Origin of the sequence: Caballeronia sp. ATUFL_F1_KS4A (assembly GCF_023630905.1) — a bacterium.
Lineage (GTDB): Bacteria > Pseudomonadota > Gammaproteobacteria > Burkholderiales > Burkholderiaceae > Caballeronia > Caballeronia zhejiangensis.
The window spans coordinates 1-15,593 of the sequence record NZ_JALQEB010000002.1; the positions used below are offsets into that span (position 1 = coordinate 1).

The 15,593-nt window shown below is 64.2% G+C and carries 13 protein-coding genes; 4 read left to right on the plus strand and 9 right to left on the minus strand.

The features are described 5' to 3' along the window. Positions 1-253: 253 nt before the first annotated feature. Positions 254-1,078, minus strand: coding sequence for an EAL domain-containing protein (locus NCS03_RS03075; RefSeq protein ID WP_008351242.1), 825 nt, complete (start codon positions 1,076-1,078; stop codon positions 254-256). A gap of 252 nt (positions 1,079-1,330) precedes the next feature. Here NCS03_RS03075 and hmgA point away from each other — a divergent pair, with 252 nt between their 5' ends. Then, positions 1,331-2,668, plus strand: coding sequence for a homogentisate 1,2-dioxygenase (gene hmgA / locus NCS03_RS03080; protein WP_250528743.1), 1,338 nt, complete (start codon positions 1,331-1,333; stop codon positions 2,666-2,668). Then, a complete protein-coding gene (fahA, locus tag NCS03_RS03085; RefSeq protein WP_250528744.1) occupies positions 2,665-3,951 on the plus strand; it encodes a fumarylacetoacetase in 1,287 nt (428 codons plus the stop codon). The genes hmgA and fahA overlap by 4 nt, the downstream gene beginning before the upstream one ends. 24 nt (positions 3,952-3,975) lie before the next feature. Here fahA and NCS03_RS03090 read toward each other — a convergent pair whose 3' ends face one another. The 3 genes from NCS03_RS03090 to NCS03_RS03100 form a co-directional block, all read right to left on the minus strand. Continuing rightward, positions 3,976-4,317, minus strand: a complete 342-nt coding sequence (locus NCS03_RS03090) for a zinc ribbon domain-containing protein YjdM (RefSeq protein ID WP_244807730.1) — start codon at positions 4,315-4,317, stop codon at positions 3,976-3,978. 82 nt (positions 4,318-4,399) lie between these two features. After that, positions 4,400-5,539, minus strand: a complete 1,140-nt coding sequence (locus NCS03_RS03095) for an MFS transporter (RefSeq protein ID WP_175982825.1) — start codon at positions 5,537-5,539, stop codon at positions 4,400-4,402. Between the two features lie 22 nt (positions 5,540-5,561). Beyond that, positions 5,562-6,734, minus strand: coding sequence for an MFS transporter (locus tag NCS03_RS03100; RefSeq protein WP_250439069.1), 1,173 nt, complete (start codon positions 6,732-6,734; stop codon positions 5,562-5,564). A gap of 325 nt (positions 6,735-7,059) precedes the next feature. Between NCS03_RS03100 and NCS03_RS31335 the strand changes: the two genes are divergently transcribed. Continuing rightward, a complete protein-coding gene (locus NCS03_RS31335; protein WP_008351236.1) occupies positions 7,060-7,503 on the plus strand; it encodes a hypothetical protein in 444 nt (147 codons plus the stop codon). Here the strand turns inward: NCS03_RS31335 and pdeM are convergent. The 4 genes from pdeM to NCS03_RS03125 are packed head-to-tail and all read right to left on the minus strand — an operon-like array spanning position 7,466 to position 13,424. Beyond that, positions 7,466-8,149 (minus strand): ligase-associated DNA damage response endonuclease PdeM, encoded by a 684-nt coding sequence (gene pdeM, locus NCS03_RS03110; protein ID WP_008351232.1) that lies wholly within the window; start codon positions 8,147-8,149, stop codon positions 7,466-7,468. The two genes, NCS03_RS31335 and pdeM, sit on opposite strands and share 38 nt — an antisense overlap. Then, on the minus strand, positions 8,150-10,747 hold the full coding sequence (locus NCS03_RS03115) for a ligase-associated DNA damage response DEXH box helicase (protein ID WP_244807734.1): 2,598 nt from the start codon (positions 10,745-10,747) through the stop codon (positions 8,150-8,152). Beyond that, positions 10,744-12,399 carry an ATP-dependent DNA ligase gene (locus tag NCS03_RS03120; RefSeq protein WP_250528745.1) on the minus strand — a complete coding sequence of 552 codons (1,656 nt, stop codon included), beginning with the start codon at positions 12,397-12,399 and terminating at the stop codon, positions 10,744-10,746. The genes NCS03_RS03115 and NCS03_RS03120 overlap by 4 nt, the downstream gene beginning before the upstream one ends. Beyond that, the gene (locus NCS03_RS03125) at positions 12,396-13,424 is read right to left on the minus strand and encodes a ligase-associated DNA damage response exonuclease (RefSeq protein ID WP_250528746.1); all 1,029 of its coding nucleotides are present in this window, start codon (positions 13,422-13,424) and stop codon (positions 12,396-12,398) included. The genes NCS03_RS03120 and NCS03_RS03125 overlap by 4 nt, the downstream gene beginning before the upstream one ends. Positions 13,425-13,659: 235 nt before the next feature. Between NCS03_RS03125 and NCS03_RS03130 the strand changes: the two genes are divergently transcribed. Beyond that, the gene (locus NCS03_RS03130; RefSeq protein WP_008351228.1) at positions 13,660-14,166 is read left to right on the plus strand and encodes a plasmid fertility inhibition factor family protein; all 507 of its coding nucleotides are present in this window, start codon (positions 13,660-13,662) and stop codon (positions 14,164-14,166) included. A gap of 106 nt (positions 14,167-14,272) precedes the next feature. Here the strand turns inward: NCS03_RS03130 and NCS03_RS03135 are convergent, their stop codons facing one another. Next, entirely contained in the window at positions 14,273-15,277 is a 1,005-nt protein-coding gene (locus NCS03_RS03135) for a LysR family transcriptional regulator (protein WP_239295376.1), read from the minus strand. Positions 15,278-15,593 lie beyond the last annotated feature (316 nt).

Consider the following 15,593-nt stretch of genomic DNA (forward strand, 5'->3'; position numbering starts at 1 on the left):
TTGTGTGGTGCGATGTGGCAGACCGTGCGCGATCCAAGCCCGATTAGGTGTTTGAGGGCACTCTTTAGGCAGCCCACGAACGACGAGAGGACTACCCAAATTGCGTGTGACCGCGGGCGTATCGGAAGCTGCTTTCTTTGCTTACTTTCTTTGCAGCAGCAAAGAAAGTGAGTGCCGCCCCGCACAGGGGCAGTGCTAATAGACCGACACGAATACGGGATCCGACGACAACCAAGACCCCGAAAAAAACACGTCACCGCGCATGCAAACTCGGATGCGCATCAAACACCGGTCCTTGCACGAAATGCACATCGAACTGCTGAAGCGCATTGAATTGCGCCTCATCGCAGACATTCGAAAAGATGAGCGGAATCCTCAACCGATGTGCATACGCCACGAGATGCTTCACCACCGAATCCCGTAAAGCCTGCGCCGCATCCATCTTGATGAAATCGAGCCGCGCCATATCCGACACTGCCATGATCTGCCCGGCATTCGGCAGATTCCCCGCGACCTTGAATCCGTAATGCTGATAGCTCTTCGTGAGATACCCAAGAAACGTCTTGTGCGCGACCGCCGCCGCAGGCAATTCGATCACCACCCGCGACGGGTTCATCCCGAACTCCATCAGCACGGAAGAGAAGTGCAGTCCGTGGTCATACTTCACGCTCTTCAATAGCCGCTCATGCACGCGCAGAAACAAAAGCCCCGGCCGATGCGGCCCGAAGAAATTGAACGCATGCAGCGCGCGCGACAGCCGGTCCAGCACGACCAGCTCGCGATCGTCTTCCAGTTGTCCGAACGGATCGCGCGGCGCATCGCCCTGAATGAGCGTCAACGCCTGCACGCCGAGTTCGTCGCCGAAACGCTCCGCGCTCTCCGGCGATGCGCTCAAAGTCTGCGGAAAGCTGTGCGTGCCGACATCGAAGATAGGCTCGTAGGCGCTCGAAATGCACAGATCGCGGTAATGCGCGATCGCCTGACCGGCGTGCTCGTTCTCGCCAAGCACGACATGCGCGCCGAGAAACGGATGTTCCGCGGCGCGGGCGACGAGTTCAGGCAAGGACGGGGCGATCATGGATGGAGCGTCGAGTTCGTGAGGCGTGCCGTACCGGGCAATTTTCATTCGAATGGTCGATGGTATCAGCGCGCAACGCCGCGTCCAGCACCAAATTCACATATTGATATGCGCGGCGAGGCCCGTCGATTAAGGGTATACGATGAATTTCACTAATCGTAATTGGTTTTACCATCCGTAAATTGCAGCGACGACATGCCGCGCACGGCGCCGTCGCCTGAACCGTTGCACTTTTCGTCGAGGATTCCGACCATGCCAACGTTCGAGACGCACACGGACGCGAACCAGCACTATCAATCGGGTTTCGCCAACGACTTCGCCACGGAGGCGCTGCCGGGCGCGTTGCCGATCGGCCGCAACTCGCCGCAACGCGCCGCTTACGGCCTGTACGCCGAGCAGCTTTCGGGCACCGCGTTCACCGCGCCGCGCGCGCACAATCGCCGTTCGTGGCTCTATCGGATACGTCCGGCGGCCGTGCACAAGCTGTTCACGCGCATTCCCGCCGACATGCTGCGCGCCAAACTCGTGGCCAATTTCGCCGATGTTCCGCCGACGCCGCCGAACCAGTTGCGCTGGGATCCGCTGCCGATGCCCGCCGCGCCGACCGATTTCATCGACGGCTGGGTGACGATGGCCGGCAACGGCGCCGCGGAATCGATGTCCGGTTGCGCGATCCATCTCTACGCCGCGAACCGCTCGATGCAGGACCGCTTCTTCTACAACGCCGACGGCGAATTGCTGATCGTGCCGCAGCAGGGACGTCTCGCGATCTTCACGGAACTCGGCAAGCTCGATATCGAGCCGCACGAAATCGCGGTGATTCCGCGCGGCGTGCGCTTTTCGGTGACGCTGCCCGATGGCGAAGCGCGCGGCTACATCTGCGAAAACTTCGGCGCGCTGCTGCAATTGCCCGATCTCGGTCCGATCGGCTCGAACGGGCTGGCGAATCCGCGCGACTTCCTCACGCCGAACGCCGCGTATGAAGACCGCGAAGGCAGGTTCGAACTCGTCACGAAGATGAACGGCGTGCTTTGGCGCGCGGACATCGGTCATTCGCCGCTCGATGTCGTCGCGTGGCACGGCAATTACGCGCCGTACAAGTACGATCTGCGCCACTTCAACACCATCGGCTCGATCAGCTACGACCATCCGGATCCGTCGATCTTTCTCGTGCTTCAATCGCCGAGCGACACGCCGGGCGTCGATTCCATCGACTTCGTGATCTTCCCGCCGCGCTGGCTCGCCGCGGAAGATACGTTCCGGCCGCCGTGGTTTCATCGCAATGTCGCGAGCGAGTTCATGGGACTCGTGCACGGCGTCTACGACGCGAAGGCCGAAGGCTTCGTGCCCGGCGGCGCGAGCCTGCACAACTGCATGTCGGGGCACGGGCCGGATGCGGAAACGTTCGAGAAGGCATCGAAGAGCGATACGTCGAAGCCCGCGAAAGTCGACGCCACGATGGCCTTCATGTTCGAGACGCGCACGCTCATCAAGCCGACTCAGTTCGCGCTCGAAACCGCGCAGTTGCAGGCGAATTATTACGAGTGCTGGCAAGGTCTCACGAAACACTTCAACCCGGAGCAACGATGATCGACGCGCTGAAGGCCACACTCGCGCCCACTTTGAAGAGCTGGATCCAATCCGCGAACGATCCCGCGAGCGACTTCCCGATTCAGAACCTGCCGTTCGGCATATTCAGCGACGCGGTGAACGCGCAGCCGCGCGCGGGCGTCGCGATAGGCGACTGGATCGCCGATCTCGCCGTGCTCGAAGACGCGCGTCTGATCGATGCGCGCGGCACGTTCCACGCATCGCGCCTGAACGACTTCATCGCGCTCGGACGCGAGACGTGGCGCGGCGTGCGTATCGCGCTGTCCGCGTTGCTCGCGCACGGCAATGCGACGTTGCGCGACGACGAAGCCTTGCGCCGCCGCGCGCTCGTGCCGCGCTCCGATGCGACGATGCATCTGCCGGTCGAGATTCCTGGCTACACGGATTTTTATTCGTCGAAGGAGCACGCGACGAACGTCGGCTCGATGTTCCGCGATCCGAAGAACGCGCTTCTGCCGAACTGGTCGGAATTGCCGGTCGGCTATAACGGGCGCGCGTCGTCGGTGGTCGTGAGCGGCACGCCCGTGCGCCGCCCGAACGGTCAGATCAAGCTGCCGAACGAAGAGCGCCCGATCTTCAGCGCGTGCCGCAAGCTCGATATCGAACTGGAGACGGGCTTCATCATCGGGCGCGGCAATGCGCTCGGCGAGCCGATCGCGTGTGAGGACGCGGAGGCGCATATCTTCGGCATGGTGCTGCTCAACGACTGGAGCGCGCGCGATATCCAGCAATGGGAGTACGTGCCGCTCGGCCCGTTCAACTCGAAGGGCTTCGCGACGACGATCTCGCCGTGGATCGTCACGCTCGATGCGCTCGAACCGTTTCGCACCGCGACGCCCGCGCAGGATCCGCAGCCGCTCGCGTATCTGCGTCACGAAGGCGATCACGCGTTCGATATCGAACTGGAAGTCACGCTGCGTCCGGAAGGCGCGCACACGCCGACGACCATTTCACGCACCAACTTCAAGCTGATGTACTGGTCGATGGCGCAGCAGCTCGCGCATCACACGGTTGGCGGATGCAATACGCGCGTCGGCGATCTGATGGGATCGGGCACGATAAGCGGGCCGACGCCGGATTCGTGCGGCAGCCTGCTCGAAAGCACCTGGAACGGCCAGCGGCCCGTGAAGCTGGAAGAGGGCGGCGAGCGCGCGTTTCTACAGGACGGCGATGAAATCACCCTGCGCGGATGGTGCCAGGGCGAGGGATATCGCGTGGGCTTCGGCGAATGCGCGGGACAGATATTGCCGGCGCGCGGGTGAAACACCGCGGCCGGTCGTTGCGGGTCAGGCTTTCCTGACGAACTCGGTCTTGAGGCTCATCGCGCCGAAGCCATCGATTTTGCAGTCGATGTCGTGATCGGCGTCGACGAGCCGGATGTTCTTGACCTTGGTGCCCATCTTGACGACGCCACCGCCGCCCTTGAGCTTCAGATCCTTGATGACGGTGACGGTGTCGCCATCGTGAAGAACGTTGCCCGCGGAATCGCGATAGACCTTCGCGGCGGGCTCCGATGCGGTATCCGTCTGCGCGGACCATTCGTGCGCGCATTCGGGACAGATGTACATGCCCGCATCTTCATAGGTGAATGCCGACCGGCATTGCGGACAGGGAGGTAAAGCGCTCATACGTTTCCTTGATGCCTCGTAGCGGAATTGAAGGCCGGAAAAGTATACCGCCGACCTCGCGCCGAACGACACGCTCGAACTCCTAACCGCGCCGCTCCCACCACGCCGCAGCGAGAAACGCGCACGCGGCCGCCGTCAGCACGCCGATGAGCGCATCGGCGCCGACGCGCTGCATCAGCGTGCCCGCGACGATCGGTCCGCCGAAACTCGCGACGCTCCACGAAGCCCCGACAATCGCCGTCGCCGACACCAGCGACGGTCCGCGAAAGCGTTCGCCGCACGCGACGAGCGACAGCGTGTACACGCTGCCCGCCGCCGCGCCGGTCACGAAGAGCAGCGGCCAGCAGATCCACGGATACGCGATCGCCCAAGGCAAAAGCGGCAGCAGCAGCGCGACGACCACGCCCGCGCCCGCATGCACCTTCGCGCGCCCGATGCGGTCGGCGAGCCAGCCGATCGGGAACTGCATCGTCGTATCGCCGAGCAGGATCGCCGATGCGAACAGCACGCCGATATCCTCGCCGACGCCGTGCGACATCGCGAAAAGCGGCATCAGCGAGAGCGCGAGCGTGTCGAAGAGCGCGAAAAAGCCCGTGCCGATCACGAGCGCGGGCATGCGCGGCAACACGCTGCGCCAGTCGCCGTGCTCGCCTTCTTCCGATGCCAGCGCGTGCGGCGCGCCGCGTATCGATGCGAGCGCGGGCAACGCCAGCAGAAAGATCGCCCCGCAGATGGCAAAGCGCATCGACGGCAAGCCGCCGATCACGCTGACGAGCACCGGGCCCGTCATCTGGAAGAGCGTGAAGTTGGTCGCGTAGATCGCGACGACGCGGCCGCGCGTGGAGTCGTCGGCGAGTTGCGTGACCCATGCTTCGCCGATCGTGAAAAGCAGCATCAGCGCCGCGCCGCACAGAAAACGCAGCACGGCCCACAGCCACAGGTTCACGGTGAACTGCATCGCGATAGTCGAGAACGCCGCGACGATCACCGTGCCGACGATCGTCTCGCGCGCCCCGAAATGCCCCGCGAAGCGGCTCGCCACCGGCGCGACCATGAGCCCGCCGAGCGCCTGCGTCGCCGTCATCCAGCCGACGATGTCCGTGCCATAACCCGATTGCGTCAGCGCGAGCGACGTCAGCGGCAGCGTCGCGCCGAGCCCCAGGCCGACAACCGCGACGCTCAGGATCAGCGCGAGAAAATCGCGCGAGAGAATGCCTTTCATGCAACGTACCGCCCGAAGGAACTCAGGCGGGTTGTCCGATCGAAAGACGGCGCGCGCGCTTGTCGAGCGTCGCCGAGAGCAGCGTCAGGCCGAACGCGCTCACCGCCATCAGTACGCCGACCCACGGCAGCGACGTGAGCGGTGCGCCCGCGCCGATCACGCAGCCGCCGAGCCACGCGCCCGTCGCGTTGCCGAGATTGAACGCGCCCTGGTTCAACGTCGATGCGAGATTCGGCGCATCGCTCGCGCGGTTCACGATCAGCATTTGCAGCGGCGGCACGATCGCGAAGGCGAGCACGCCCCAGAAGAAGATCGTGATCATCGCGGCGACCGGCTGATGCATCGTGCCGGCGAAGATCGTCAGAACGGCGACGATCGCGAGCAGGAAGGACAGCAGCGAACGCAGCAGCTTCCAGTCCGCGAGCTTGCCGCCGAGCGTGCTGCCGACCGTCAGGCCGAGACCGAACAGCAGCAGCACATACGTGACCGCGTGCGGCGAAAGGCCCGTCACGTCTTCGAGAATCGGCGTGATATACGTGAACACCGAGAAAAGACTGGCCGACGCGAGCACGCTGATGCCGAGTACCATCAGCACTTGCGGGTTCTTGAGCACGTCGAATTCGCGCAGGATGCTGGTTTCCGGCATCGCGATGTGCTTCGGCAGGCACACATGCAGCGCGCCCGCCGCCGCGACGCCGATCAGCGTGACGACCCAGAACGTCGAGCGCCAGCCGGCCGCTTGGCCGAGCGCCGTGCCGAGCGGCACGCCGAGCACGTTGGCGAGCGTGAGGCCGGTGAACATCAGCGCGATGGCCTGCGCGCGGCGGTTCGGCGCGACGAGATCGGCCGCGACCACCGAGCCGATGCCGAAGAACGCGCCGTGACAGAACGCGGTGACGATGCGCGCGCCCATGAGCACCCAGTAGTTCGGCGCGAGCGCGCACAGCAGATTGCCGACGATGAACACGCCGATCAGGCTCATCAGCGCCTTCTTGCGCGGCATCTTCGCGGTGACGACGGCGAGAATCGGCGCGCCGACCGTCACGCCGAGCGCATAGCCGGACACGAGCATGCCCGCCGCCGGAATCGTCACCGCGAGATCGCGCGCGACGTTGGGCAACAGGCCCATGATGACGAATTCCGTCGTGCCGATGCCGAACGCGGCAATGGCGAGAGCGAAAAGAGGCAGAGGCATGGCGGAAGAGAAGGAGATGTCACGTCTGGGCGCATCGTCGGATTGAGCGATGCAGGCGCCGAGGCGGAGTTGAAGGCTCGAATTGTACCGAAACGTCATTTTCGACGCTGGTATAAACCCTTATTCCGATCGGCCGATCCATGCTCCGGCCCGAACGGATATTCTTTCTGACGCGGCAGCGGCGCACGACTCTTGCAAACGCTGCGCCGCCATGCGTCAGATGTTTCCGGTAACACGCTCGCGGCCTCGCATTCCTTGCGCGTCGGGGGCGCCGCGCAGTGTTGGTCGCAGTGTTGGTAAAACGCAGCAACTTTTTGAACGAAAGATGTCACTGACAAAATTCTGTATTCACGCGGCAGCCGCCGGCACGCTGTTCATCGCTACGCTTGCGTTCGCCCAGAGCGACGCCGCCGGGCCCATCGCAACGCAGGCGGGAACGCTGCACTTTCTCCGCGATGAATCCGGCATGGCCGCGGTCATCGACAAAGAGGTATTCGATCGCTTCGACGCGAAGCGCGTCGTCCATTTCGATGAAACTTCCGGCACGAGCGACACCGTCACGCGCATGCTCGTGCAGACCGGTTCGGGCCCGATCCTCTACGATTTCCGCCGCCATCCGCCACTCGTGCAGCGCGCCGGCCAGCGCATGACGGTCAAGCGCGTGTTCTGGCAAGGCGAGGAGGTGGTGATGCAGTCGAATCTCGGCTGGTACCGCTTGCAGCGCGGCAAGCTCACGAAGCTGCAATCGTCGACGAACGTCTATCACTGAGCGGGAACACGCGCTCGCCCGCGATCACGTAGAGCGCTTCGCCGCGCACGCCGCCGTTGACTTCGAAGCCGCCCGTGAACGCGCCGAACGCCGGCAGCACGCCCGCGCGAGGGCCGAAGCGAAAGCACGGCAGACGCGCACTGTCGACGCGCGTCGCGAGCCGGTACACCGGATGCTCGTGTCCCGCGAGCGCGTAAGCGCCATCGACCGTCTGCGGATGATGGCAAAGCGCCCACGGTCCGAGCGCGTGCGGTTCCTTCACGACATCGACGCCGAACAGCGCGGGCAGCGCGCCCGCGTGCCTGTCGTGATTGCCTTCGACGAGCACGAGCGCGAGTTCGCGATGCTTCGCGCGCCACGCGGCGAGGGCGTCGAGCGTCTCGTCGGCGTGGGATTCGCGCGCGTGCAGCAAGTCGCCGAGAAAGACGATCGATTCCGGCCGATGCGCCGCGACGAGCGCATCGAGCCGCGCGAGGCTCTCGCCGGTCGTGCCGACGGGCACCGGAATGCCGCGCGCGCGGAACACGGCGTCCTTGCCGAAGTGCGCATCGGCGATGAAAAGGCTTCGGGCGTGCGGATCGAACGCCGCGCGATCGGCGGATAGGACGAGCGCATGGCCATTCACATCGATGGTCAAAGCTTCCATTTATGTCTTCGCCGCCTTCTCCAGGTCCGCGAGCATGCGCTCGACGCGATCCGAGAGCTTCTCCGTGCTCACCTTTTCCCGCAAGCGCGCGACGATCAGCGGAAACGCGAACGGCGTGGGCTTCTTCGGCGCATGCAGCGCGAGGCGGCTCGCGCTCATGCGTTCGAGCGCCGCGCGGATGCGGCCGAGTTCGAGTTCCTGCAGCATCACTTCCTGATCGGCCTGCGCAAGCAGCAGATTGCTGCTGTCGTGCTTGCGAAAGACTTCGTAGAACAATCCGCTCGACGCCTGCAATTGCCTCGCGCTTTTCTGCTGTCCCGGATGCCCCTGATAAATCAGCCCCGACACGCGCGCGATTTCGCGAAAACGCCGCGCCGACAATTCGGATGCGTTGAGGCTCGCGAGAATGTCGTGCTCCAGATTCTCCGGGGAAAAAAGCCCTTCCGCGATGAGCGTCTCCCAGTCGAACGGTTTTGCCGACAGCAGTTCGAAGCCGTAATCGTTCATCGAAATCGAAAACGTGCTCGGCTGATCGCGTGCGACGCGCCATCCGATCAGCGATCCCAGGCCAATATGCGCCATGCGCCCCGCAAACGGATAGCAAAAGAAGTGATGACCTTCGCGCGAGCGCACGCGTTCGACGACGAGCACGCCCGGCCCCGGCAGCGCGGACCACTTCGCCTGCAAATCGAGCAGCGGTTTGACGGCGCGCATTTCCGGCTCGTCGTAGATGCCGTCGTTGGCGCGCGCGAGCATCACGAGCGCGGCATCGGCCAGTTCGGACGACAGCGGCATCTTGCTGCCCGCCCATTGCGGCATCGCCCCGCGCGATGAAGTCGCGCGTTTCACATACGCGGTCATGTCGCGCACGCGCACGAGTTCGAGCGCGCGTCCGCCGAAGGTGAAGACATCGCCGGGCTTCAAGCGCGAGATGAACGACTCCTCCATCGCGCCGATGCGCCCGCCCGTCATATAGGCGACGTTGATGGTTGCGTTTGCAACTATCGTCCCGACGTTGTTGCGATGCCTGCGCACGAGGTCTTCGCGCGGCACGCGATACACGCCGTCATCGTCCTTCACTACGCGATGAAAATCCGGATACGCCGCGAGCGATGCGCCGCCGCGCTCGACGAAAGCGAGCGCCCAGTCGAATTCCCGCTGCGTCAGATCGCGATACGCATACGCGCTCTTCACTTCGTCGAGCATGTCGGCGGGCGTGAAGCCGCCGCCGATCGCCACCGTCACGAGATGCTGGACGAGCACGTCGAGCGGCTTCAACGGCATGTCGCGTCCTTCGATGCGCCGCTCTTCGATCGCCCAGCGCGCCGCGGCCGCTTCGACGAGTTCGAGCGCATGCGTCGGCACGATCGTCACGCGCGATACGCGCCCCGGCGCGTGCCCCGAGCGTCCCGCGCGCTGCATCAGACGCGCGACGCCTTTGGGCGAGCCGATCTGAAACACGCGATCGACCGGCAGGAAATCGACGCCCAGATCGAGACTCGACGTGCACACGACCGCCTTCAGTTGCCCGTTCTTCAAGCCTAGTTCGACCCAGTCGCGCACTGCCTTGTCGAGCGATCCGTGATGCAGCGCGAGCAAGCCGGCCCAGTCGGGCCGCAATTCGAGCAGCGCGCGATACCAGATTTCCGATTGCGAACGCGTGTTGGTGAAGACGAGCGAGCTTTGCGCGCGCTCGATTTCGTCGGCGACGGGACCGACTTGCCGCACGCCGAGATGGCCACCCCACGGGAAGCGCTCGATGGTTTCGGGAATCAGCGTATCGACGACGAGCGTTTTCGGCTGCGCGCCACGCACCACGACGCGCGGCGTCTTCACCGGATGCAGCAACGCATCGTGCGCGAGCGCGAGATTGCCGAGCGTCGCGGACAAGCCCCAGATCTGCAGATCGGGACGCCAGCGCGCGAGCCGCGCGACCGCCAGTTGCGTCTGCGTGCCGCGCTTGTTGCCGAGCAGTTCGTGCCATTCATCGACGACGATCATGCGCAGATGCTTCAGTTCTTCTTGCGCGTTGGCGCGCGTGAGCATCAGCGTGAGGCTTTCGGGCGTCGTGACGAGCGCGGACGGCATCCGGCGACTCTGACGCGCGCGTTCCGTCGATGACGTGTCGCCGGTGCGCAGCCCGACCGTCCACGGCACGTTCAGCGCAGTGACGGCGCTTTGCAGCGCGCGGGCGCTGTCGGCGGCGAGCGCGCGCATTGGCGTGATCCAGAGGACGGTGAGCGGCGCGGGATTTTTATCGGCTTTCGATGACCGCGCGAAAGCCGCGAGCGCCCCGAGCCACACGGCCCACGTTTTGCCCGCGCCCGTCGTCGCGTGAAGCAGGCCGCTCGCGCCACGCTCGATCTCACGCCACGCTTCGCGCTGAAATTCGAACGGCTGCCAGCCGCGCTCGTCGAACCAGCGCGCGATGCGTTCGTCGATTGGCTTTGCAGCTTCGTTCGCGTCGTACGCGAAAGGCGCGGGCGTGAAGGATTCGGCGGCGGCATCGAGTTTTGCCTGCGCCGCACGCGTGCGCGGCACGCGTCGAGGTCGCGGCGCGCGGTGCCTGCGCTCGCCGGCCGATTCGGACTCGCTCATGCCGTGGCCTCGTTCAGAAAGCCCTTGAGGATGTCGAGCGTATCGGCGTCTTCGATTTTTTTATCGGTGCGCCAGCGCAGCATGCGCGGAAAGCGCACGGCGATGCCCGATTTGTGACGCGGGCTCGCCTGTATGCCTTCGAAGCCGATCTCGAAGACGAGCGTCGGCGTGACGCTTCTCACCGGCCCGAATTTCTCGATGGTCGTCTTGCGCACGATCGCATCGACCTGGCGCATTTCTTCGTCGGTCAGTCCTGAATACGCTTTTGCGAAGGGCACGAGCGTGCGCATGCCGTCGGCTTCGTCCCAGACGGCGAAGGTGAAATCCGTGTACAGGCTCGCGCGCCGGCCGTGACCGCGCTGCGCATAGAGCAGCACGGCGTCGATCGCATACGGATCGATCTTCCACTTCCACCACGTTCCCGACGCCTTCGTGCGCCCGACGCCGTACATCGACGCGCGTTCCTTCAGCATGAATCCTTCGACGCCGCGCGCACGGCTTTCGTCGCGCAATTTCGCCAGTGCAGTCCAGTCGGATGCCGTCACGACCGGCGACACGCGCAAGACATTCACCGCAAGCGACGACGCGAGCGCGTCGAGTTGCGCGCGCCGCGCGTGCAGCGGCTCCATGCGCTGATCGCGGCCATCGATTTCGAGCAGATCGTAGGCAAGCAGCGCGGCGGGGGAATCGGCCAGCACTTTCTTCGTGAGCGACTTGCGCGTGATGCGCGGCTGCAGTCGCGCGAAGGGCAAGGGCGCGTCCGCGCCCGGTTCCCACGCGAGGATTTCGCCGTCGATCACGGTGCCGTCGGGCAACGCTTCGCCGAGCGACGCGAGCTCCGGAAAGCGCTCCGTGACGAGATCCTCGCCGCGCGACCAGATCCATACGCGGCCCGCGCGCTTCACGAGCTGCGCGCGTATGCCGTCCCATTTCCATTCGACGATCCAGTCGTCGGGCGAGCCGAGCGTCGCCGGATCGGCCTGCAGCGGATGCGCGAGAAAGAACGGATACGGCAGGCCGATATCGCTTTCGTGCGGCGTGTCGACGTCATCGCCTTCTGCTGCCGGCGCGATCAGCCGAAGATAGCGCGCGGCGCTCGGTTTCTCGCGCGAATCGGTCCAGCCGACCATGCGTTGCGCGATGCGCTTATGATCGACGCCCGCGACCTGCGCGAGCGCGCGCACGACGAGCTGCCGCGCGACGCCGACGCGAAAGCCGCCGCCGATCAGCTTCGTCAGCAGGAAACGCTCGCTCCAGTTGAGTTCGTCCCAGTAACTCAGAAGCCGCTCACGCAATTCGGACCGATCCGCGCCGCGCAGCGTGAGGATGCGTTCCTCGATCCATTGCGCGAGTCCGAGCGACGATTCTCCCGACGCCGGCGGCAAAACGTGCGCGATGGTTTCAGCGAGATCGCCGACCGCCTGATACGACTCTTCGAAGAGCCACTCCGGCAAGCCCGCGCGTTCGCGGGCGAACTCGGTGAGCAGGCGCGTCGGCACCGACTGGCGCGGCTTGCCGCCTGCGAGAAAGTACGACGCCCACGCGGCGTCTTCGGCTTGCGCGCCCGAGAAATACGCGATCAGCGCTTCGAGCTTTTCGTTCGTCGATGTCGTCGCGTCGAGCGCGGCGTAGAGCGTCGCGAAGCGCTTCATGATGTTTGCGCCATATCGGCTTCGATGGCGTCGTCGCCGTATTCGGTCGTGAACGCGCCCGCATCGAGGCCTTGCTCGTTGAGCCAGCGCACCATCGGCTCGATCTGTCCGTGCGTGACGATCACGCGCTCGGCGCCGCTCGCACCGATGGCGAGCTGCAGGCCGGGCCAGTCCGCGTGATCCGAGAGCACGAAGCCGCGATCGACGCCCTTGCGGCGCCGCGTGCCGCGCAGACGCATCCAGCCGGACGCGAAGGCATCGCTGTATTCGCCGAAGCGGCGCATCCAGGTGCTGCCTTGCGCGGACGGCGGCGCGACGATCAGCGCGCCTTTGAACGCGGCCTTGTCTTTCGCGGCGATCTCGCTGACGAGGCGCGTCGGCGGCAACGCGACGCCCGATTCGCGATACGCGCGATTGAGCGGCTCGACCGCGCCGTGACACAAGATCGGACCGATGGCGGCATCGACGCCCGCGAGCACGCGCTGCGCCTTGCCGAACGAATAGCAGAACAGCACCGACGCGCGGCCTTGCGCCGCGTTATGCCGCCACCATGAGTCGATGCCGTCGAAGACATCGCGCGAGCTGTCCCATCGATAGATCGGCAGCCCGAACGTCGATTCGGTGATGAACGTATCGCAGCGCACCGGCTCGAACGGCGCGCAGGTCGGGTCGGGCTCGACCTTGTAATCGCCGGACGCGACCCACACGCGGCCCTTGTGTTCAACGCGCACCTGCGCCGATCCGAGCACGTGCCCGGCAGGATGCAGCGACACGCGCACACCGTTCACGACGATTGCTTCTCCGTAAGCGAGCGCTTGAACATCGATGCCCGGCAGCCGCGACAGCAACACGCCGACGCCCGGCTCGGCCGCCATGTAATGCGTGTGCCCGAAGCGCGCGTGATCGGCATGCGCGTGCGTGATGACGGCACGTTCGACAGGCCGCCACGGGTCGATATGGAAGTTGCCCGGCACACAGAAAAGACCCTCGGGCCGCGCGACGATGAGATCGGAAGAAGTGTCCACGAGTCGTTGATCGGTGCCGTGAATGAAAGTCACATGACAAGCGATCTCGCAGGCTATGTCCATGTGTTCGATTCTGGCAACAAAAGCACATGCCGTGCCCGTCATGGCGCTTTCACGAATTGCGTCTAGGGTGTAAAAGTTTGTTTAGCCCGAGCGCCTGTTCAGCGTCGGTCGTTCAGGCTGCTTGTCAGCGAAACACGCGCGCACGGGGCGCGCGCGCCGCAGTCTTCCTCCTATGCCGAACATGGACACGATGGTTGCGCCGACCGCCGCAGAAGCGGTCTGGATCGTCAGATTGCAGAGCCATCCGCAGTACGACTTCGTGCGGCTGAAGCGGGTGTTCACCGACCATGGCTCGCGTCATCAGGTCGTGCTCGTCGACGTGAGGAAGCTCCTCGCGTGCGCCGATCGCGACGACACCGACTACGTGCTCAAGGCCGTCGACGACTGGCACGCGGGCAAGGTGCGCGGCATCCGCGAGTTTCTCGATCCGGACAATCCGCGCGTGCCCGAAATGCCCTACGTGACGATCAGCGTGCGCCGCTCGCCCGGGCTGCTCGGGTTGCTGGGCGTGCATCGGGAAGGTGTCGTGGCGTTTCGCAACGGCCAGCATCGCGCGCGCTACATGGCCTATGCCGGCGCCTTGTTGATGCCGGTTGAAGTGCACGAGCGCGAGGCGTCCTTGCTGCGCGAGATGTGCGCGGCGCCGGATGCGTCGAATGCGGAGTACGGGGAGGGTTGAGCGCCGCCCGATTCGGCGCTGGACGAAGCTTAGTTGTGCGGTGCGATCGGGAGATTGGGTCAGACGGCGGTAAAACGCCGTGCTGGCCCTTGTGCTTGCTATGGCTTCAGTTGGCGGTCGCGGTCGCGTTGCGCAACGCCTGCATCGGCATCATCGCCGGCATGGTCGGGCGGATGATTTCGTCGGGACGCGTGCCGCCTTGCGCGGTGAATTCCCGGCCGAGATAGTCCAGCGCATAGTCGATGAAAAAGCGCGTCTTCGCGGGCAGATATTGCCGCCCCGGATATACGATCGACACTTTCATGTCGGGGTCGTCGATCGAATAGCCGTCGAGCAGGCGGACGAGCGTGCCGCTTTCGATGTCCGCCCGCACGATGCCTTCGGGAAGAATCGAGAAGCCCATGCTTTTCAGCGTGGCGAGACGCACCATCAGCGCGTTGTTGACCGTGTAGACCGGCGCGAGCGTGACCTGATCGGCGGCGCCGTGACGATGCCGGAAATGCCAGGTCTGGCTGCGCATTTCGTTCGGCAGTCCGACGGACGGCAACGTTTGCAGATCGGTCGGCGTGGCGGGCGTGCCGTGCTCGGCGACGAACGCGGGCGTCGCGACCGTCACGAGCGCGCTGGTGCCGACCGGCCGCTCGATGAGCGCGGTGCTCGACACCATGAACGCCGTGACGATGCCGACGTCATAGCCGTCCTCGACGAGATCGACATGGCGCTCCGCGAGCGTGAGCCGCACGTTGACCTTCGGATACACCTTGCGGAAGCCGTCGATGAGCGGCGTCAGCGTGAGCAGCGAAAGCGCGCTGGATGCAACGACGCGCAAAGTGCCGCTCGGCTCGCCTTCGGTGTGCGTGACTGTGGATTCCAGATGATCCAGTTCCTCCAGCAACGCGCGGCAGCCCTCGAGATAGCGTGTGCCCGCTTCCGTGAGAGACAGATTGCGGGTAGTGCGGTTGATGAGACGTGTTCGCAAATGCGCTTCGAGCATCGCGATTGCCCGAGTCACGAGCGCATTCGAGACATCGAGTTGTTGAGCAGCGCGGCGAAAACTCTCCGTGTCTGCCACGCGCACGAACACACGCATTGCATGGATCTGATTCATCATTCAGCCCTCTCAGGTTTTACCACACGGGCCGGACATGTTGTTCTAGGACAACTTTGTGTCCGGTTCTTGAATCTCGCGTTAAGTCGATAATATTTAGGGCTAACCAAATTTGCAATATCAAATTTCCATTGAGCGATAAATTTACCGCATCGTTATTGCCGCTGTTAATAGCGAAGACGCATGTTTCGAAAACTAATTTAGCGCTGTTCGAAATGCAATATGTACGAAATGCATGTATTTCGTAAATCTTTCGCGGATTAGGACTGTATGGTTAATTTGCTTAAAAAACGGCATTTTCTGCGCGCTTTCCGCGTGC